An 18,794-nucleotide genomic window follows, 5' to 3' on the forward strand; every position below is an offset into this window, starting at 1 on the left:
TCTTCCTGACAGGCCTCGCGTTCTGGGCACACACCAGCGTCGTCCGGCTGGCGGGTTTCGAAGGGAGCCTCGGCCAGACGATCCGTGGGTGCTGCTCGCCCGACATTCGGTCACCGTCAGATTTCACCCATGTTTTCCTGTTTTCGCATCAGATAGAGGAAGTACGGACCACCGAGGAGGCCGGTGACGATGCCGACAGGGACCTGGGTGGGACTCAGTGCGAGTCGCGCGCCCACGTCGGCACCGACCATCAGTGCCGGACCGACGAACAGACAGCCGACGATCAACTTCTTCGAGTCGCTCCCGACGAGGTTTCGGACCATGTGCGGGACGATGAGGCCGACGAAGCCGACGATGCCAGCGACCGCGATACTCGCCGCCGCCGCGAGGACCGCGACACCGGACAGCGCGAACCGAACCTTCTCGATCGACATCCCCAGCGATTTCGCCGTCCGTTCGCCAAGGAGGAGGACGTTCATCTGGCGCGATCCCGCGATGGAGAGCAAGACGACCACGACCGTCCACGGAAGCACGAGTCGGACCTGTTCCCAGTCCGTCCCGGTGAGCGACCCCGTGGTCCACGCGATGGCCGACTGGACGATGCCGATATCGTCCGCGAAGAAAAACAGCGCCGTCTGGAGCGAGCCGAAGATCGTCCCGACGATGACCCCTGCGAGGACCAGCCGAACCGGGGAGGTCCCGTTCTTCCAGGCGATCACGTAGACGATGAGAAAGGCACCGGCACCTCCCAGAGCTGCGATCAGCGGAAGAAACGCCGTCAGACTCCCGAACACGACGAGCGTTAGCAGGATCATCAATCCCGCACCGGAAGAGACACCGAGAATGAACGGGCTCGCGAGTTCGTTCCGAGTGACGGCCTGGAAAATCGCCCCGGAGACGCCGAGATTCATGCCGACGAGGGCTCCAACCACGACCCGCGGAAGCCGAATGTTCCAGACGATGAGACTTTCCTGGCTCATCTCCGGCATCGCCTCTCCCAGCAAGAAGGCGTCCCACGCCTGCGGATTGAACACGACGCTCGGGTTGAATACCGCACGCCACGCCTCGAGGAACGTCATCGAGTAAGCACCGAAACTCACCTGGATCAAACCACCGGCGACGACGACAGCGAGACTACCGAGCACCACCGAGAGGAGTGCCGGATCGAAGAGCCAACCGACCCGCGTCTCGTTTCGCGTCGATCTCGCGGTCCGATCCGTCTCGACGTGCGAGCGTTCCCCGCTCATCGCGGAACCTCATCGAGCGGTTCGACTGGGATCGTGTGCGAGACTCGGTCTCGATGTCGGTTTGCCGTCCCGTCGTCACTGGTGGACTGCGACCACCGCGAGAGCGACACGCCACCAAGGACTGGCGTGTCGTATTTTCGGTGGTGTCGACCAGTGGGTGTGCCGATATCCCCGCATTCGTTCATCGTATTGCTTTTAGGCAAACCTAAACAATAAAGACGTTCCGGTTTTAGGTCGGCCTAATACACCACCTCGCAGCGGGAATTACCGCATCGCGACCACATCGACGAGCCCAGCCGGAAGGGCACGGCCGCAATGAGATACTCGCCACCGTCGGCGCTGTGCTCTCGCGGACGATTTCGTCGGTCACGGATCGACTCGGTCGTCCGAACCCGGTCGCCGGCGGTCGCGGCCAGGTTTGGTATCGCAGTAATTAATTTATGTAGAGGGCTGTGCTCCCGCAGTGCCGGCGCAAACGTCAGCGTTACGGCGACTCGCCGGTCAGTTCGGGTATGGATGTCCCGTGCGTTCGCGTCGCTCCCGAAGCTGGAGAAGCAACGCGTTCGACGCTCGCCGACGCGGATCTGATCGACGACGAGTACGAGATCGCCGTCGACGACGGCTGGCTTTACATCCCCGTCGCCGACCCCGACGCCGCCTCGTCGCTGCTCGAGGACGGCGAGATCGTCTCGCGAACGGTCGCCGAACGCGAGAGCCAGACGATGCCCGCCGATCTCCTCGCGTTCGATCCGACCTACGAACGCCTCGGCGAGGCGGCGCTTATCGACGAGGACGATCCCGACCGCGCGCGGGCGATCGCGGATGCGATCCTCGAGTCGGATCTCCCCGTCGAGACGGTACTGAACAAGGCCTCGAAGGTCAAAGGCGAAACTCGGGTTCGGGACTGGGAGTTGCTCGCGGGCAACAACACCGAAGTCGTCCACCGGGAGTACGGCTGTGAGTTCCTGTTGGACCTCGCTGCGGTCTACTTCTCGCCGCGGCTCGCGACCGAGCGCCACCGCGTGACCGAGCAGGTCGACGCGGGCGAGCGCGCGTTCGACATGTTCGCAGGCGTCGGCCCGTTCGTGATCCCGTTCGCGAAGCGCGGCGCGGAGTGTCTCGGTGTCGATATCAACGCGGACGCGATCGACTACCTCCGCGAGAACGCCCGCCGGAACGGCGTCGCAGACCGGGTGACCGCGATCAACGACGACGTCCGTACCGTCGCCGCCGAGTACGAGGGCTGGGCCGATCGGCTCGTGATGAACCTTCCCCACAGCGCCGACGAGTTCCTCGCGTCGGCCGTGAGCCTGGCCGGCGAGGACTGTACCCTCCACTATTACGACATTCAACACGAAGACGACCCATTCGGACCGGGCGAACGCGCGATCCGTGCGGCTGCGGAACCCGAGTACGAGGTCACCGTCGAGACTCGCCACACCGTCCGCTCGTACGCCCCACACGAACTGAACGTCTGTCTCGACGTTCGACTCGAGCGATAACGGAACGTTCCGGTCGCAGGAATCCGGACGCGTAACTCCGTCACACGACCGGATCGATTCGCAACCCTTATGCAGGATATCGTCCCTACGAATAAACGCGAACGAGCGTGCCGGTGTAGCTCAGACTGGCAGAGCGAATCCTTCGTAAGGATTAGGTCGAGGGTTCAAATCCCTCCACCGGCTTAAATCCCCAGGTTCAAAGCTTCTACCCCCAGGTATCCGCAATTCCCAAAGTTCTGGAGGGAGCAGTAATCCAAACCAGAGGTTCAGAGCCCGTTCTTTTGCGGGTCCCGCGAGGGTTTTCCCGCGTGCCGACCTTTGTGCTGATCGCCCGCGACGGCTACGGCTGCCACCTCGAGCCGGGCAACCGAAGCGGGATGGCCCGCTGCCCACAGTGTGACGTCACTCTCGAAAAGGAGATCGAGGAGAAGTCGTTCGAGGACTCGGAGATCGGCCAGGCGATCGCCCAGAGCCGCACCAGATGGGGGGGGATGTTCTGATGATATATCCATCCGACATCAACGACCGACTCGGCAAAGACCAGATGCTCGAGTTCGCCACCTCCCGCCGCGGGGCTATCACGTCATCCGAGAGCGTCAGTGCAGAGTTGGGGCGCGGGTCGACTGTTGGTGAAGCCGTCGACGAGTTGCGGGGACGACTGTCGGGTGCCGAGCGCGAAGTCTAACATTCCGGTAGACGCTCGAGATCGGGAACTACCGACGCGTCACACATCCGCGATCACAACCGGCCTGCCAAACCACCATTGGAGTCGTCCTGACAGTTCGTGTCCCCAGAGGTAGCCAAGATGGAACACTGGTGCCGCAAAAAGTAGTGACTGTCTCCAGACTCCGGCCCGAATTATATCTTTTCAAGGGCGTGTTCAGATTCCCAACCGGGTCCTTGACCGAAATTGAGTTTGACGAACTGCTCGCCCGACGATTCGTAGACGTAGATCTCGAGCACTTCAGTCTCCCACCCGGGGCAAGCATAGGGGCCGGTCCGATCCCAGTTTCCATTCGGTGGATCTTCCATCAGGTTATAGCAGTCGTCGCCACTGGGGGTGTACTCAACTTTATCGCCCACGGAGAGGTCAGTCGCCGAAGCGCTTCCGGCTGCCATCGCGACGCCACCGACGCTGGCGAGTCCGATGCCGGTCTTTCGAAGGACGCTACGTCGATCGATACCTGCACCATTTCCTGACATCTCTGCATCGGATAGGCATCGCCAATAATAATAAATCTTTGCTAGAACTAGTATTAATGAATATGGTATTTTTATTTGGCCGAGGTAGTAATATCTTTGAAAGATAGGGCGAGTAATTCGACTTTTGCTTGTGTTCCTCGATATCGAACTCAGGGCTGTCGGGATGAACATTCGCTGACCCCTCGCGGGAGACCACTTCGGCGATGTTGTCGGAAGCGTTTGGGGAGGTTTCAAGAATCTCGTGGGATTTCTCCACGAGGTTGAAGCGACTACAGTTTGGAGAGTTCTTCTTCGATTGTATTGGCCGTACACTCGCTTAGTCTCCCCGTGTGGTCACAGGCCTTGGGGACATCGTTACTCCCGCACATGCTATCAATATGATCATCACACTTACCGATATCGTCGATGTCTGCCGGGCTCGGACACCAAGGACGTCGTAGTTCGTGCCATGTCGCCAGTGGAGATGCTTCGTTAGTCGCTCCCATATCCGTATGAATTGTCCCGAAGCTGTTGCCATCTCCGCTGCTGGGCGCATCATCTTTCTGTCCTTCCAACACCGGCCGTAGCATGGCCGTGATGATGAGATTTTTGTGTGTCTGTGCAGGTGCTAATCCGAACAGCCCATTCAGGATAGTAATAGGTTCGTTGCCCTCCGTGATTGACACGTTATTGTGGTTGCAACCTGGTTTGCCAGGTTTTGTAAACACGAGCATGTTCACTTGTCCCTCGTTGATATCCCCTCCTTCTTCGTCTCTGAATTTTGATATATCTCCGATGCATCACCGTTGTAGACGGAATCCGTCGTTTGGAATTGGGTGAAGTCTACGGTGACGTTTGAGTGACTTTCAATATGGTCAGCTGCATCTCGGATTCTACTTTCCTGGAAAACCTCATCGATATTCTCTTTAAGTTCATCGGTCACTGTCTAGTTTAGCACCTCCGCTGGCGATTGTTTGTTGAGTGACTGGTGCGGTCGCTGCGTGTTATAGTAGTGTACAAACTGCCCAAGCCATTCTCTGACGCTTGCCCGACTGCCCACCCACGAGTTGTGGAAGCGGTCGATCCGCATTTTGAGTGTGTGAAACCACTTTTCGATGTGGTTTCGATCGACGTAATCGAGGTGACCGCTCAATCCTAACCGGGAGAGGGAAGTCAGATAGCCGTAGCCATCAACGAGAAACTCAGCCTCGGAGAGATTGTGTTTCTCGGTGAGTCCATGCAGAAACGCAGCAGCTGGATCGGTGCCTCGCCGCCCAAAGAGCGCGACATTGAGAATGAGTTTCGTGTCGAGGTCTATTGCAGCATATAGCCAAGATCGGTTGCCGTTAATCCTGACAGCGGTTTCGTCAACCGCGACCCGCGACGGCTGCGCCGTCGGCGGGTCTGGCACGCTGTCAGCCAGCCGATGTACCCAGTGCCAGATTGCTTGGTGAGACCGTTCAACGCCGAGTGAACGAAGAATTGCTTGTGTCTCTCGAAGTGAACAACCGGTCGCGTGGAGCCGGACGGCGAACGCCCTAACGGGCGTCGCCGTCCGCTCACGCTCCCAACATTCATCAAATTCCGCCGCGTAGCTCCCGCTGAGCAGGTCTGCGAGCATTGTTCCAAACTAACTATACGACCTGCTCATTCCTCAAACTGCGCTAACTAGACGGTGCCAGTGTCGAACATGCCCTCACAATTGAACTAGATGGAAGAATTCAGGAGCATGGACAGGAGGGGTACCCTGATGACGCATCAAAACGGACAAACCAAGAAGACGAAAGTGTCTCTCAGTCCCGCCGATTCGCCCGCTATCACGTCTACCGGGAGCGGGGCTATGACACACTCCCGCCAACCGAGAACCCGGACCGAATCGCTGCGGTCTTGCTGGCACTGCTGGATCTCAGCGACGCACAGTTCGGGGAGTACTTCCAGACGCTGTACGAGCAGGCAGCCAGCCACGACCGATCCGATATCGTTCCGCCGCTCGAGTTGCCATCGGCGGTCTACAACGAGGAGTTCCTGCTCTACAAGCAGAAGATCTACCTCGAGGAGGACCTCGAGGCAATACAGGAGCAACTGACTCGACCCGCGACGGAGGTCCTCGGGGAGCAGGATCTCGAGGAGGGAGCCACGGCGACGAGTGAGGGGCTCGTCTCGAAAGCGACTTCCCTCGTTGGTGGCGGCGGTGAGTCCGACGGTACCTTCGCCGAGCTCACGATCGAGGGGGTTTCGGGAATCGACACCATGTATTACGAGGACACGAACGAGGATCGGACGATCGAAGGCGACGATCCGTTCGATCGCGACCCCGGTGCCCGTCTCGAGATCGTGCCGACGAACTACGACCGGGATCGGTTCCGCTATCACGTCGGCCACAATCTGGTCTGCCAGATCAGGGACTGTTTCATCGGCATGGGGCTGGAACCACCCGAACCCTACCGCGTCCTCGGACACGGCAAGTACAAGTACACGGGGAAGTACCGCCACTTCGACTTCTACGACCCGTACTTCGATCACGAGGCCGACATCGACGGGTACGTCGCTCCAGACTAATAGAGATACGAGCGCATACCCCTATGTTCCCGTGAGTGACGAGTGTTCCGACACCAGTCGATCTCGCGGCCGCGGTCGGTCCCCTGGGCGCTACTCACCGGACACCGTCCTTGCAGACCGCCTCGGTTGCGATCTCGTACGCTTCGTCGAAGTGCTCCTCGAGGAAGTCGATGTCTTCGCCGAGACGTTTTCGGATTCGGTTCCGAACGATGGACTCCATCTTGTACCGATAGTTGTCTGATACGTCAGCCTCGCCGCTGATGATCTCTTTTTCGCGATCAGTTAGCAGCGCACGGTCCTCCTCACTCATTACCTCCATTGTTTTACTTATACCCATAAATTACACCCCCCATGTCGTAATCACATCCGCTTGCGTAATCAACCCACTCCTTAGAGTATGTATCGCAATTATTATATTTATTCATACAGAGTTAAATAAGAACGAATGACTCTACGTGAGACTTTTACGGATCTCCGATGTCCTGACGGCAAGGTGGGTTTTCGGTTGACCGGCAACAGTCGTCACCAACAGCACCCCATGTACAGCCATCCCAGTCAGGACACCAATGGATCTTGCGTGGCACGTGGCAAGAGCCGATATTACAACCACCTGGACCCGAACAGTCCCAATTCTCTATGCAGTACCATTCTCGAATACAGTCAGCAGCCGCGCTGAGGCCTCCCCCAGACGACTCGGTCGTGAGAATTTGACTATGTGTGTCGCTGTTTGATGTTAGAATTGCATAGGCGTTGTCACTCCTCGGTTGGACGTGGACTTCAAGTACCTCATCAGACAGCGTTGTCTTGGCGATTATATCTGCCTCAAACCCATGCGTCCCGCGTGGTACCGGAGACATGAAGAGCCCCTCATCGGCATCGAGAAAGTCAGTGACGGCCTTCTTTTCGAGCCTCTGGATGAACTGGCGATCGGCGTACCCCTCCGCAACAAGCTCGTCAAGTAACTCGGCTGCTCGGTTCTCGATAGTGTTCGCAACTGCGGAGGTAGTATCGAACTCCTGTAATACCCGGTGTGCATTTTGCTTTCTGAGTTCCGCTGTATTTTCGTTTTCGGGCGGTGCGCGGAGTTGTGCTGCTGTACTTGTGCTCCCAATTACGATGGTTGATCCTACGGCGCCCATGTTTTTGAGCAACCGACGCCTGTTCAGGGTGCCTTCAGTTTCTTTTCCAAACATGGCATCCAATACCCATTTCATTTTCTGTTATAAGGATTTGCTATAATAGTAATTATATACACAGCTATAATAATTATTTGTAGATGGATCGAGATATCGTCATTATATTTACACATATTATATATTTAGCAATAATTATAGCTTAGAATTATACGTTAAAGTCCTTGGTGAGGGTGAACGTGATCTCTATAAATTCTCTACTGATACGACTTGATCACGGGGGTCAGGAGGATATCCGTCAGCGCCAGATCGCCAACAGCAGTGGCGAGGAAAACGCACACGCGTCGACGGTCAATGACCAACTGCGGGAAGTCAAGCAAGAGAACAACGAGGATGCGCCACTCTACATCGGGGACCACGTCGAAGATCGCGACAACCCCGACACAACGATGGTCGTCGTCGACCTCGGTACGCTTCGGGCCGACAGGTATGAGCTCGGTAACGGTGGCCCAACGGTCGCGGATGTCAACCCAGAATATCCCGAGACCGACGTCGTCGAGGTCGTCTTCCCCGATCGGACCGACATGGACATCGACCAGAAGTGCTACACGCACCGAAAACGTGTCTCGAGCGCGTTGCGTCCGTCCACGAAATTGGAGGTGGAAAGTAATGTCTCTATTCTCTCGGCGTGCAGACAAGCGGGTCCGGAAACTCGCCAAAGAGCAGTCGAAGCGCTTCGACTCGAAGATCCTCGCGAATACCGTCTACGACCACATCCTCCAGGACGACCTTGTGATGCAGACAGTCGATATCGTCGAGGAACTGGATGAACTCCAGTACTAGGCTGAGCTGACAGCGCTCTCTCCCAGAAAGGCGGCCGGATCCGCTACGAGCTTGAGAACGAGAAAGAGATCGTCGACGTGGGGATCGACCAGTCCGTCGACGCCGCACTTGAGGACGTTGTCGAGACGATCGATGAATGGGGTGACGACGTTTGGTCCGACGAAGCGAAGCGAGCGGCGACGGCTGAAGCACGCGAGTATTGGGAGGATCAGGAGGGGGACACGTAATGGCGGCCGCTGGTAACGAGGTCTCGATGATGTTCACGTTCGAGCGCCCGCTGACTGAGGAGAAGGTCGCCGAGCGTTGCCGGGCGATCGCCGAACATCTCGAGGACGACGATGACTGACGGCGCGATTGACATCCAGTATCGGCCAGCCGGCGGCCCGCCGCGGAAGGTCTCGTTCCGGCCGCAGCCCGATGGCGGCTGGGTGCGGGTTGTGCTTGAATGGAACGGCTGTCAGTGGCGCGAGACTGGATGCGAGCCCATTGAGGATGTCGCCCTGGAGTGTGCCGACGGCGTCGCGATCGGCGGATAGTCAGTCCAAAAACTCTTCTGGCGAGACCGCGCCGTTCTCGAGCAACTCCGAATCGAACGTGACCAAGACCCCGTTTGTCTCTTCTGCCGTCGTGAGGATAATACAGTCCATCGGATACAGCAATGTTCGCTCTTGGACCGAGTAGGATGTGAGTAGATCATTGGAATCTGGCCGGTAGACCGTTACCCGGTCCCAGAGATTTTCGAGGAGCCGTTCAACCCGATCTTGGTCAAGCTACTTTTTCTTCGCCAGTACGGTTCGGAATTCCATCAGGTTGAACATCGTCGTCGACAGCTCGCGATCGATGTCCAGAAACTCGGTTGCGATATCCCCGCGTTCGGATTCGTTGAGTGTCGCAGCGACGAAAATATTCGTATCGACGAACAGCCTCATTTATCTTCGCGGATCTCTCGGACAGCTTCGACGGAATCAACCTCGATGTCAACGTCGTCGAAGGCCTGCGACAGGAACGTTCCGAGTGGAACATCATCGTCACCGTTCGCAGGCGAGGTTTCGTCGTCCATGTCGGATGGGTCGATGGCTACAGGCATGATTCTGTTGGTAATGCAATTCCGGTGCGTAGTGAATAAATGTACTGGGACGTTTTGGCGGCGGAGTGATCGTTGAACAGAAGAGCCACCCTCTTCGCGGTTGCGCCATCGTTTCTTGTATCCGGCTCAGATACTCCGACTCGGAGGGGTTGTCGTCGTCAACGCTCACAACTCCGGTCGCTACGATTGGGGGTCGCTCATACTCGCGAAGATCTCGTCTTAGTGTGCAAATTTAGCGAGGACTCTACCGTCTCAGCGGATACACTACGGCAACCCATGTTTGTAATCTAACACCACGCAACCATTTTATTCAATCCGATCTAATAATCACTATGGCTCAATCAACCCCTCTCTTAAATAGATGGGGCACTGTATTCAGCTATGAGTCAAAACGTCTACAACTCGTTGTCGCAGTTGGCTCTGTTGTAGTGGGTTTTATATTGTCAATTATATTTTCACTAGTATGGGGGTCAATGTTTAGCACCTCTCGTGTGGTGATTACGCTCAGTAGATACATCGCGATTTTCGGGCTCTACTTATCTATTAGCTACACATTGAACAGTGAAAAATAGGGAAGATAAAGTTCTACCCCCGATGCCTGTAGATGGATTCAGATGATCCACAAAGAGATGTCCAATAAGGTAACATCCTACTGCTATAATAACAACGCTAGCAACTCCGCCCCGAACGCCGGCGATAGCGCAGGTTGCTGCCTCGAGTGCAAAAAGTAGTCTTGGACTCGGCTCAGATACTCCGACTGGGAGAGGCTGTCGTCTATGAACTGCTGAGCCTACCCTGATTCGATACAAAAATGTTATTGGCTAGTCGCGGACTCTCTTTTTAGACGGTTTCGAAACGACGCCCGTTACGGCTTTTATGACACCTATCAAAAAGTATCGATATGATTGAGTCTCAGTACGTCTTCAAAGACGACTATCCGACGCCAATTCTCCACCGAAATACGGAGTTGAACTCGCTCTCTCGGGCACTCAAGCCGACTGGACGCGGCCGACGAGCGGAGGACGTGTTGATTCACGGTCCCAGCGGCGTCGGGAAATCCGCATCGGCACGCTGGCTGCTTCGGGATCTCCGCCAGCGGTGGGGGCTCGAGTCAGCTAACATCGAGTGCTCGGGAAAGACTCGGAACGGAATCATCCACGAGGCGGTTACGAAACACTCCGATAGCGGAGTCGTCCATCGCAACCAGCCTCGTGATGATCTCGTCGACGCACTCGCGGCAGCCGTCGATGGTGACCCGTACGTCCTCGTCCTCGATGAGGCCGATGTTATCCCTGACTTGGACGTCCTCGAAGACCTATTTGCCATTGAGGGCGTGTCGGTTATCGCGATCACCCACCAACAGGTTGAGTGGCTCAACCGCGTCGATCGCGACCTCCGCCCCCACTTCCACGGCGAGAGTCAGATCGAGTTTCGGAAGTACGGCGGCGACGAGCTCGTCGATATCCTCGAGCCCCGCGTCGAGCACGGGCTGACCGGCGACCCAACCCAGTCGGGCCACCTCGAGTGGATCGCCGACGAGACTGGCGGCGTCGCACGCTGGGCGATCAAGTCCGTCCTCTCGGCTGCGGAGTTGGCCCTCGAGCGCAACCACGACCACTTCCATGACGAGGACATCGCCGATTCATTCGAGCACGCGATGCAGAAGATTCGGAAGGCGAACCTGCGGTCACTACCGCTACCTCATCAGCCTCTGCGAAGTCTCCATGGGAATAGCCGTAACTGGACGACAGTACTGCGACATGATCGGTCTCGAGCGAGCCGATTCCGATTGGGAAGGATTCGGTCACGGGTAGAGCCGGGCTGTGAGGCGGCTGACTAGCGGGTTTGGACAGAGTGGTGTTAATATGGTTGTAGAAGGCGGAGCGATGTTCGATCACTGCAGCCATGAACCCCATACCGGTATATCAAATCATTCGGACGGGTCCACTAATGGGATGACAGCCGATCGCGGCACTCAGATGCAACGAGTATACTGCTCAGGGGCAATATGGACCCCTGGCGATGCCGGAGGTGAGGTGATAATCGTCGCGAGAAGCAGAATACGAGACGGCAGCAGTGCGTGTATCGCGTACGTGATGCTGCCGTTTTGCTGTCCCAGCTATGGCTCGAGCGACAGGACGGTTTCCTTCGATCGGCCCGGACCGCCGATGGACTCGAGTTCGAGGCGGAGTGCGGTCTGCGTATCCTCAGATGAATGCAGAGCACGCGAGGACGACCGCAACAGCAAGCACGGGATAGTCGGCCCGCGAAAAGGCAAGCGGCGGGAGGGTAGGGTTCCACGCGAAGCACCGTGCCTGCAACGCAAGCGAGAGTCGATCGGCGCGGTCGAAGGCCCGCGACAGTCCGAGCATGCCGATCGTGCTGACGCGGTCAACGGCCCCGCGTTCGGTCCCCAGTCGGGCGGCCATCGCCTCACGGATCGTCCGGAGGTCACCCCGAAGCACGGGAAGGAACCGGAAGACGAGCGCGACGCCGATGCCGAGTAGTTGCCCCGGCTTTCCGGGAATCGTTCGCTGAATCGCCGCTCGAGAATCCCGAACCGGGGTCGAGCGGACGTAGGCCGCACTGACGAGCAAAACGAGCAGGACGCGATAGCTCGCCAGCCCCGACGCCGTTGCGGCCGCCCGATCGAACCAGGGCGCGCCGAGTGTCGCTCCCGAGAGGACGGGCGCGAGCGCGAGGACGAGCAGCGCGAACCGGTAGGCGGCGAGGGTCCGGCGCAGCGACACCCCGGCACCGGCCATCACGACGCCGGTCAACGCCGAGAGCACGAGCAACGCCCGCGGCGTTGGATGTGCCAAAGCGGTCGCAGCGAATCCGATCTGAACCGCCAGCTTGGTCCGCGGATCGAGCCGATGCGCGAACGTGTCGTCGGGTTCGTAGGTCAGCATTGGTGTCTCCGTGCTCGCTGTGTCGGGAGCCTCGAGTCGTCCGTCGCGGTCCGCGGCCGGAAACGCACCGTCATCCGCTCGGAACGCGAACCTCGAGCCCGTCGAGGTCGTCGAGCGCGTTCGCGGGCGGGCCGTCGACGACGACGCGACCGTCTCGCATGGCGATCACGCGGTCGGCGAGTTCGCAGACGTCTCTGAGATCGTGCGTTGCCAGCAGGACGCCGGTGCCGTCTTCCGCCAGCGACGCGAGTCGCTCGAGGACCGAGCGGCGCGCAGGGTCGTCGAGCCCGGTGAAGGGTTCGTCGAGGACCAGATGGGTGGGTTCCATCGCGAGCGCGCCAGCGATCGCGACGCGGGACTGTTCGCCGCCCGAGAGGGCGTCGATCCGGTCGTCGCCTCGGCCGGCCATGTTGACCGCCGCGAGCGCGGCGTCGACGCGGCGGTCGATCTCTGCCCGCTTGAGGCCGAGGTTTTCCGGGCCGAAGGCGACGTCCGCGCCGACGGTCGCCGAGACGAACTGGTCCCGTGGGTGCTGGAAGACCATCCCGACGCTCGAGCGGGCGGCGATCAGGTCGTCTTCGACCGGTGTCCCGTCGACGCGGACCGTGCCGGAGTCGGGAGTCAACAGGCCGTTGCAGTGGCGCAGCAGCGTCGTCTTCCCGCTGCCGTTGGCCCCCGCCAGCAGGACGAACTCGCCGTCGTCGATCGACAGCGAGACGTCCTCGAGGACGGGGACGTCGTCGAACGCGTGAGAGACGGCTCGGAACTCGATCATCGTATTAGTTCCCGTCGAGCGGCGATCACGTTGGATCGATGCGACCGCCCTTGACGATCACGATCGTGGCGACGATCTTGAGCAGGTCGCCCGGGATAAACGGAACGACGGCGAGGTTGACGGCTTCGATCATGCTGACCTTGAGCACGTATCCGAGCCAGACCGTCCCGAGCGCGTAGATGATGGTGAGCGCCGTGAGCAACGCCACGGCGAGAACCGGAATCGATGTTTCCGCGGGGTTCTCGAGTTTCCCGCGACCGTGGATGAGGGTCCCGATGACCAGTGCGGCGATCGGGTACGCCCAGAGGTATCCCGCGGAGTCGCCGACCAGAACCCCGATGCCGCTCGCGCCGTTGGCGAACACCGGGAGCCCGACGGCCCCCGCGGTCAGGTACAGTCCGACCGAGGCCGGCCCCCAGACCGGACCGAGGTAGAGCCCCATGAGGTAGACGACGAGGACACCCAACGACACCGGCACCGGCGAGAACGGGATCGGAATCGATCCCACTACGGCGGCCGCCCCCATCAGCGCCGCGAGAACGGCCGCCCGCGCGAACGACCGGACGACGGCATCGTCGACGCGTTCCACCGAATTCTGATTCGTTGCCATACCCCTGCTCTCTCGTAAACCGGAATCAAGACTTCGGTTTCCGAGATTATCGGGGAACGGACTGACACGTTTTCTCGAGCCGATTTCGAGACGGATAGGAGTCGATCCGGAACCGAAACAGCAGGCTTCCTCCCAGCAGCGGTGACGGTTGCCGTCGCTGTCCGATTCTGGGTGGCCCGGTCAGCGGGCGTCACGTGGCCGTCTGTGCCGACCACACGCTCGATCGGAACGGGTAATAACCGATTGTCTCGCCTCGCGAACCGGAACGACCGGCGGCCTTATGCGCGCGTTCCGCGCCGTGGTGGAAAAATGCGAACCGGTAGTACGAAGGCCGTCGATCGGGCGAACGACGCCGCGAAAGTGGGTGCCGGACGAATCGACGACGGAGTGGGCGATCGGTCTCGAAGCGGACCCAGTCGCAGCGATCACGGAAGTCGCGGACGAAACGACGCGGTCGAACCGACGGGAACGCGTGACGCGACGGGAGGACTCGTTCGATGAGACGACTGCGACCCATCGCCGTCGTTTTGCTCGCGGCCGCGATGATCGGCAGCGTCGTCGCACTGCCGGCACTCGGGAGCGGCCTCGAGCGGGGCACGCCGGGTGCTGCGACCGATGCGGCCGTCGAGTCGCCGGTCGGAAGTGAGGGGCAAGCGGCACTCCAGAACGGGAGCGACCGGGCGAACGCACCGTCGGCGACCGGGCTCGAGTTCGAGCCAGTGACGGTGGGGCCGTCCGCGACCGACGGCGAGCCGCCTGCCGCGGATGGCGGCGCGAACGCACGAACATCGATCCAGCAGGCGCGCGAGGACGTCGTGGAGTCGGGCGTCAGCGAGGGGGTCGCGATCGTCCAGGCCCAGGGCGTCGAGGTGAGTCAGGAACAGCGAACGGCGGCGCTCGAGGGTGCGCTCGGCTCGGTCGCCCAGTATCAGCGCGCCGAGGCCGAGCAGGTCCAAGCGGCGACGACGGGCGCAGTCCACGGCGCGCTGATTCAGAACCAGTCGGTGAACGCGACCCAACTCCAGCAGGCGGTCGGCGGGGCGATCGCCGGCGGGCTCTCCCAGTCCCAGTCGGTCAACGCCACCCAGTTACAGGGCGCGACCTGGGGGGCGGCCCACGGCGCGATCGCGCAGCGCCAGCGCGTGAGCGGCGAGCAGTTGCAGGTCGCGACTCGTGGTGCGGCCGCGGGTGCCGCGAGCGAGGCGGGTGCGAAAGACGTCGGCGACGTGCCGAAGATACAGGAAGCCGCACAGGGAGCCGCTTACGGCGTGCTGACGCAGTATCAGTCGATATCGGTCGCGCAGCGCCAGCAGGTGACGCTCGAGCACGTGCAACACGCCGCGGCCGGCGGGGCTGCCGGCTCGCTCGAGGGTAGTACGCGCGCGGCGATCGCACAGGACCAGCGCGTCGACGCCGAGCAACGCCAGCGGGTGACGATCAAACAGATACAGAAGGCCGCCGCCGGGGCGGCGAAGGGTGCGCTCGTCCAGCGCCAGTCGGTGTCGGTCGAGCAGACGCAGGCGGCGGCCCGCGGCGCGAGTCGAGGGTCGCTGAAACGGGTCCAGTCCACGCGTCTCGAGCAGCGCCAGCGCGTCTCGATCACGCAGGTACAGGAGGCGTCCTACGGCGCGGCGACGGGGGCGATCTCCCGGAGTCAGGAGGCGACGGTCGAACAGATTCAGGCGGCCGCTGACGGCGGTGCGGGCGGTGCGCTCGTCCAGCGCCAGACGGTGTCGGTCACGCAGGTTCAGTCGGCTGCGAGCGGTGCCGCGGAGGGCGCGGTGACCGGTGCGAGCCAGCGTCAGGAGGTAACCGTCGAGCAGGTACAGGCCGCCGCCTTCGGTGCCAGCGAGGGGGCAGTAAGCCAGACGCAGGTCGTCGATGTGACGCAGGTCCAGCGTCTCGCTCGCGGCGGCGCAAGCGGTGCCCTCGTCCAGACGCAGGCGGCGTCGGTCACGCAGATCCAGACGGCGGCGAGAGTCGCCTGCGAGGAGACGGCGCAGGTCGTCCAGTCCCAGCGGATCAGCGTCACACAACTTCAGACGCTCACTCGGGAGACGGCAGCCGATGCGACCGCGTACGCAGTGCAGGAGGAGACCGCTGACGTGACGCGAATCACCCAGCACGTCGAGGTCGAAGTCGTACAGCGAATCGAGACGATCGACCGGATCGAAGGGACGGCCGCGATCGACTTCCCCGATCAGGAAACCGAGGGCGAGACAGTCAGGATCGAGGACGTGTCGCTTTCGGAGGGTGGCTTCGTAGCCGTCTACGAGGGCGTCGCCGTCGACGCCGATCCCGACGACATCGCCGGCGTCTCGAGCGAACTCGAGGCCGGCGAGCACGAGAACGTCACGGTCGAACTCGACGAGCCGCTCGCGGAGAGCGACGCGCTCGTGGCGGTCGTCCACCACGACACGAACGACGACGGGACGTTCCAGTACGCCGAGTCCGACGGCGAGACGGACGTGCCCTATGTCACCGAGGGCGGGACGCCGGTGCTCGACGGCGCGTTCGTGACGGTCACGGACGAGCCGGCCGAGGCGAACGCGACGCTCTCCGTCGACGACCAGACGGGCGACGGTGAAACCCTCACGGTCGCAGCGGCGAACGCCTCCGTCCCCTACACCGTGACCGCGACCTACGACGGCGAAACCGCCGCAAGCGACACGTTCGCGGCCGGCGAGGAAATCACGAACCGCTCTATCGATCTGGAGCCGTCACTCGAGGAGAACGCGACCGTCAACGTCTCGGTTCGCGCCGCGGCGGACGACGCGGTACTGGCGACCGGCACCATCGAGTACACCATCGCGGACGAACCCGACGAACGCGAGGCGACGCTTTCGGTCGACGACCAGGAAGGCGACGGCGAGACCCTCCAGATCGACGCGGCGAGCGCGTCCGTGCCGTACGTCATTACGGCCGAGTACGACGGGCAACGGGTCGACAGCGACCCCTTCGAGGCCAACGAGACGGTCGCGGAGCAGACCCTCGATCTGGAGCCGCCACTCGAGGAGAACGCGACCGTCGACGTCTCGGTTCGCGCCGCGACCGACGACGCGGTACTGGCGACCGACGCCATCGAGTACGCGGTCGCCGAACCCGATCCGACGGAGCCGACGGCGAACCTCACGGTGGCCGATCAGACGGGTGACGGCGAGACGCTTACCATCACCGCAGCAAACGCATCCGTCGAGTACGCGGTCACGGTCACCGACGGGAACGGGACCCAACTCGCCGCAAGCGACACGTTCGCTGCCAACGAAACGATCGGGCCGACCGAGTTCGATCTCGAGCCGGCCCTCGAGGAGAACGCGACGCTCGAGGTGTCGGTCGTCGCGGCGGCGGACGGGACGCCCATCGCATCGGATACCGTCGAGTACACGGTCGACGGCGAACTCGAGGAGTTCGACGTCGAGTTCACGAGTTGCTCGCGTGCGGTCGTCACCGCGTCGCTCGACGAAGGCGACCAGGTTGCCGCGAGCACGGGCTTTTACGATTCCGCCGGCTTCGGGAACACGATCATCGAGGACGCGATCACCGCCGGTGACGAGATCGAGGCACCGTTTACCGGAACGATCGTCTTCGAGATCGGCGACGAACGCGACGTGACGACCGCGGGCGATGAGGTACTCGTCGAGGTTCCCGATTACGGCACCTTCGGGACCTACATCTCCGGTATCAGTTCACCGGAGGCGGTCCCCTTCGCGTCGATCGACTTCCCGAACCCCTCGGCGAGGGAATGCGACGAGGACGCCCGACCGGCACTGCCGGCACTGTCCGTCGAGGAGACGACGCCCGCCGAGGACGGGGACGCCATCGACGTGACGTTCGACTACGAGAACCCAAACGACGCGACGGTCGCTGGGAACAGCCAGTTCGTCGAGGGGACCGCGACCGACGACCCGCCGTCCGAACTGGCGTCCGGTTCGGGGACGTTCACCGTCGAGTGGACGCCCGAAAGCAACGACGAACGGCTCGTCTGGGCGATGGACTTTGCGAACTACGGATACGACGACCCGGTGACGGCGGCGACGCCGCCCGCCGGTGAGATCCAGCCGTCCGAGCCCGCTGCGTTCGGCGTCTCCATCGCGTCGGTCACCAGTCCGATCGAACGGGGCGACCAGCTCGCGGTCGAGGCCCAACTCCAACACGTCGGCGGGGAGGCGGGCACGCAGAACGTCACGCTCGCGATCGGCGAGACCGCGATCGACTCGCGATCGGTCTCGCTCGAGCCCGGCGAAAGTCGGACTGTCTCGTTTACTGCCGAGACGGACGACCTCGAGCCCGGCGACTACCCGCTCGCGGTGTCGACCGACAACGAGACCGCCGAGACGACGGTGACCGTCGCGGAGCGCGGGACGCCGGCCACGTTCGCCGTGAGCGACGTATCTGCACCCGCCAGCGGAGCGCCCGGCGAGGACGTGACGGTGACGGCGACGGTCGAGAATCAGGGCGACCTCGAGGGGACGCAGACGGTGGTCTACAGCGTCGACGGCCAGCCCGTCGCCGAGTCGACCGTGACGCTCGCAGCCGGACAGACGGCCGAGATCCCGTTCTCGTCGGCGTTGCCGGAGGGAACGTCGACACATACGATCACGACCGACGACGACCAGGAGTCGGTGACGATCGAGGCGGCCACAACGGAGCCCGAGGGAACGAACGGTGACGCGGAACCGGACAGCGACACCGAGACATCGCCTGAGGGTCCAGCACCACCCGACGATGCGGGGCCACCCGACGATGCAGGACCGCCTGATGACGCGGGACCACCTGACGGTGCGGGACCGTCCGACGAGACGGAACCGACTGACGACCAGGACACCGACCCGGTCGAGACGCCGGGCGATTCAGCCGGAGGAGCCACGGATGAAAGCGCTGCGGCCGAAGAAACCGCCGGCTGAGTGAGATACGACGCCACGCGCCTACCAGCGCTTCGCGTAC

20 protein-coding genes, 1 tRNA gene and 1 pseudogene are annotated in these 18,794 nt (G+C 61.3%); 10 read left to right on the top strand and 12 right to left on the bottom strand.

What is annotated here, in order from left to right; all coding sequences use genetic code 11:
- Positions 1 to 116 precede the first annotated feature (116 nt).
- Complete coding sequence (locus ALTAJ2_RS00075; RefSeq protein ID WP_007108910.1) at positions 117 to 1,247, bottom strand: FecCD family ABC transporter permease; 1,131 nt, start codon at positions 1,245 to 1,247, stop codon at positions 117 to 119.
- A 512-nt stretch (positions 1,248 to 1,759) separates the two neighbouring features.
- Between ALTAJ2_RS00075 and ALTAJ2_RS00080 the strand changes: the two genes are divergently transcribed.
- The 4 genes from ALTAJ2_RS00080 to ALTAJ2_RS00095 all read left to right on the top strand — a co-directional run bounded on the left by ALTAJ2_RS00080 (position 1,760) and on the right by ALTAJ2_RS00095 (position 3,434).
- Positions 1,760 to 2,749, top strand: a complete 990-nt coding sequence (locus ALTAJ2_RS00080; RefSeq protein ID WP_007108909.1) for a class I SAM-dependent methyltransferase — start codon at positions 1,760 to 1,762, stop codon at positions 2,747 to 2,749.
- A 109-nt stretch (positions 2,750 to 2,858) separates the two neighbouring features.
- Positions 2,859 to 2,932: transfer RNA gene (locus tag ALTAJ2_RS00085), tRNA-Thr, on the top strand.
- 125 nt (positions 2,933 to 3,057) lie between these two features.
- Positions 3,058 to 3,249 (top strand): hypothetical protein, encoded by a 192-nt coding sequence (locus ALTAJ2_RS00090; RefSeq protein ID WP_144240163.1) that lies wholly within the window; start codon positions 3,058 to 3,060, stop codon positions 3,247 to 3,249.
- Positions 3,249 to 3,434, top strand: coding sequence for a hypothetical protein (locus ALTAJ2_RS00095; RefSeq protein WP_007108907.1), 186 nt, complete (start codon positions 3,249 to 3,251; stop codon positions 3,432 to 3,434). The genes ALTAJ2_RS00090 and ALTAJ2_RS00095 overlap by 1 nt, the downstream gene beginning before the upstream one ends.
- Positions 3,435 to 3,607: 173 nt before the next feature.
- On the opposite strand, the gene ALTAJ2_RS00100 is transcribed toward ALTAJ2_RS00095, so the two are convergent.
- The 3 genes from ALTAJ2_RS00100 to ALTAJ2_RS00105 form a co-directional block, all read right to left on the bottom strand.
- Positions 3,608 to 3,952, bottom strand: coding sequence for a hypothetical protein (locus ALTAJ2_RS00100; RefSeq protein ID WP_049900119.1), 345 nt, complete (start codon positions 3,950 to 3,952; stop codon positions 3,608 to 3,610).
- Between the two features lie 715 nt (positions 3,953 to 4,667).
- Entirely contained in the window at positions 4,668 to 4,874 is a 207-nt protein-coding gene (locus ALTAJ2_RS18935; RefSeq protein WP_144240164.1) for a hypothetical protein, read from the bottom strand.
- A 3-nt stretch (positions 4,875 to 4,877) separates the two neighbouring features.
- Positions 4,878 to 5,552 (bottom strand): IS6 family transposase, encoded by a 675-nt coding sequence (locus tag ALTAJ2_RS00105; protein ID WP_050031403.1) that lies wholly within the window; start codon positions 5,550 to 5,552, stop codon positions 4,878 to 4,880.
- 80 nt (positions 5,553 to 5,632) lie between these two features.
- On the opposite strand from ALTAJ2_RS00105, the gene ALTAJ2_RS00110 reads away from it, so the two are divergent.
- The gene (locus tag ALTAJ2_RS00110; RefSeq protein ID WP_050031404.1) at positions 5,633 to 6,490 is read left to right on the top strand and encodes a hypothetical protein; all 858 of its coding nucleotides are present in this window, start codon (positions 5,633 to 5,635) and stop codon (positions 6,488 to 6,490) included.
- A 94-nt stretch (positions 6,491 to 6,584) separates the two neighbouring features.
- On the opposite strand, the gene ALTAJ2_RS00115 is transcribed toward ALTAJ2_RS00110, so the two are convergent.
- The 3 genes from ALTAJ2_RS00115 to ALTAJ2_RS00125 form a co-directional block, all read right to left on the bottom strand.
- Positions 6,585 to 6,800, bottom strand: a complete 216-nt coding sequence (locus tag ALTAJ2_RS00115; RefSeq protein WP_049900267.1) for a hypothetical protein — start codon at positions 6,798 to 6,800, stop codon at positions 6,585 to 6,587.
- Positions 6,801 to 6,954: 154 nt separating this feature from the next.
- Positions 6,955 to 7,683 (bottom strand): hypothetical protein, encoded by a 729-nt coding sequence (locus ALTAJ2_RS18940; RefSeq protein WP_144240165.1) that lies wholly within the window; start codon positions 7,681 to 7,683, stop codon positions 6,955 to 6,957.
- A 197-nt stretch (positions 7,684 to 7,880) separates the two neighbouring features.
- On the bottom strand, positions 7,881 to 8,237 hold the full coding sequence (locus tag ALTAJ2_RS00125; protein ID WP_007108901.1) for a hypothetical protein: 357 nt from the start codon (positions 8,235 to 8,237) through the stop codon (positions 7,881 to 7,883).
- 55 nt (positions 8,238 to 8,292) lie between these two features.
- On the opposite strand from ALTAJ2_RS00125, the gene ALTAJ2_RS19340 reads away from it, so the two are divergent.
- The 3 genes from ALTAJ2_RS19340 (at position 8,293) to ALTAJ2_RS00130 (ending at position 9,002) form a co-directional block, all read left to right on the top strand.
- Positions 8,293 to 8,466: a hypothetical protein gene (locus ALTAJ2_RS19340; RefSeq protein ID WP_160163686.1), complete on the top strand. Its 174-nt coding sequence runs from the start codon at positions 8,293 to 8,295 to the stop codon at positions 8,464 to 8,466.
- A 77-nt stretch (positions 8,467 to 8,543) separates the two neighbouring features.
- Complete coding sequence (locus tag ALTAJ2_RS19345) at positions 8,544 to 8,693, top strand: hypothetical protein (protein WP_160163685.1); 150 nt, start codon at positions 8,544 to 8,546, stop codon at positions 8,691 to 8,693.
- Positions 8,694 to 8,804: 111 nt separating this feature from the next.
- A complete protein-coding gene (locus tag ALTAJ2_RS00130) occupies positions 8,805 to 9,002 on the top strand; it encodes a hypothetical protein (RefSeq protein ID WP_007108899.1) in 198 nt (65 codons plus the stop codon).
- Here ALTAJ2_RS00130 and ALTAJ2_RS20355 read toward each other — a convergent pair.
- Both ALTAJ2_RS20355 and ALTAJ2_RS20195 read right to left on the bottom strand, forming a co-directional pair.
- Positions 9,003 to 9,395, bottom strand: a pseudogene (locus ALTAJ2_RS20355) (type II toxin-antitoxin system VapC family toxin).
- A complete protein-coding gene (locus tag ALTAJ2_RS20195; protein ID WP_275039502.1) occupies positions 9,392 to 9,526 on the bottom strand; it encodes a hypothetical protein in 135 nt (44 codons plus the stop codon). The pseudogene ALTAJ2_RS20355 and the gene ALTAJ2_RS20195 overlap by 4 nt, the downstream one beginning before the upstream one ends.
- 928 nt (positions 9,527 to 10,454) lie before the next feature.
- Here ALTAJ2_RS20195 and ALTAJ2_RS00140 point away from each other — a divergent pair.
- On the top strand, positions 10,455 to 11,393 hold the full coding sequence (locus ALTAJ2_RS00140; RefSeq protein WP_007108898.1) for a Cdc6/Cdc18 family protein: 939 nt from the start codon (positions 10,455 to 10,457) through the stop codon (positions 11,391 to 11,393).
- 367 nt (positions 11,394 to 11,760) lie between these two features.
- Here the strand turns inward: ALTAJ2_RS00140 and ALTAJ2_RS00145 are convergent, their stop codons facing one another.
- From ALTAJ2_RS00145 to ALTAJ2_RS00155, 3 genes are all read right to left on the bottom strand, one after another.
- The gene (locus ALTAJ2_RS00145) at positions 11,761 to 12,465 is read right to left on the bottom strand and encodes an energy-coupling factor transporter transmembrane component T family protein (RefSeq protein ID WP_007108897.1); all 705 of its coding nucleotides are present in this window, start codon (positions 12,463 to 12,465) and stop codon (positions 11,761 to 11,763) included.
- A gap of 70 nt (positions 12,466 to 12,535) precedes the next feature.
- A complete protein-coding gene (locus ALTAJ2_RS00150; RefSeq protein ID WP_007108896.1) occupies positions 12,536 to 13,240 on the bottom strand; it encodes an energy-coupling factor ABC transporter ATP-binding protein in 705 nt (234 codons plus the stop codon).
- 25 nt (positions 13,241 to 13,265) lie between these two features.
- A complete protein-coding gene (locus tag ALTAJ2_RS00155; RefSeq protein WP_007108895.1) occupies positions 13,266 to 13,850 on the bottom strand; it encodes a biotin transporter BioY in 585 nt (194 codons plus the stop codon).
- A gap of 497 nt (positions 13,851 to 14,347) precedes the next feature.
- Between ALTAJ2_RS00155 and ALTAJ2_RS00165 the strand changes: the two genes are divergently transcribed.
- A complete protein-coding gene (locus ALTAJ2_RS00165) occupies positions 14,348 to 18,754 on the top strand; it encodes a DUF7282 domain-containing protein (protein ID WP_007108893.1) in 4,407 nt (1,468 codons plus the stop codon).
- The last annotated feature ends 40 nt before the right edge of the window (positions 18,755 to 18,794 follow it).

The organism is Natrinema altunense (assembly GCF_000731985.1).
GTDB classification, from domain to species: Archaea; Halobacteriota; Halobacteria; order Halobacteriales; family Natrialbaceae; genus Natrinema; species Natrinema altunense.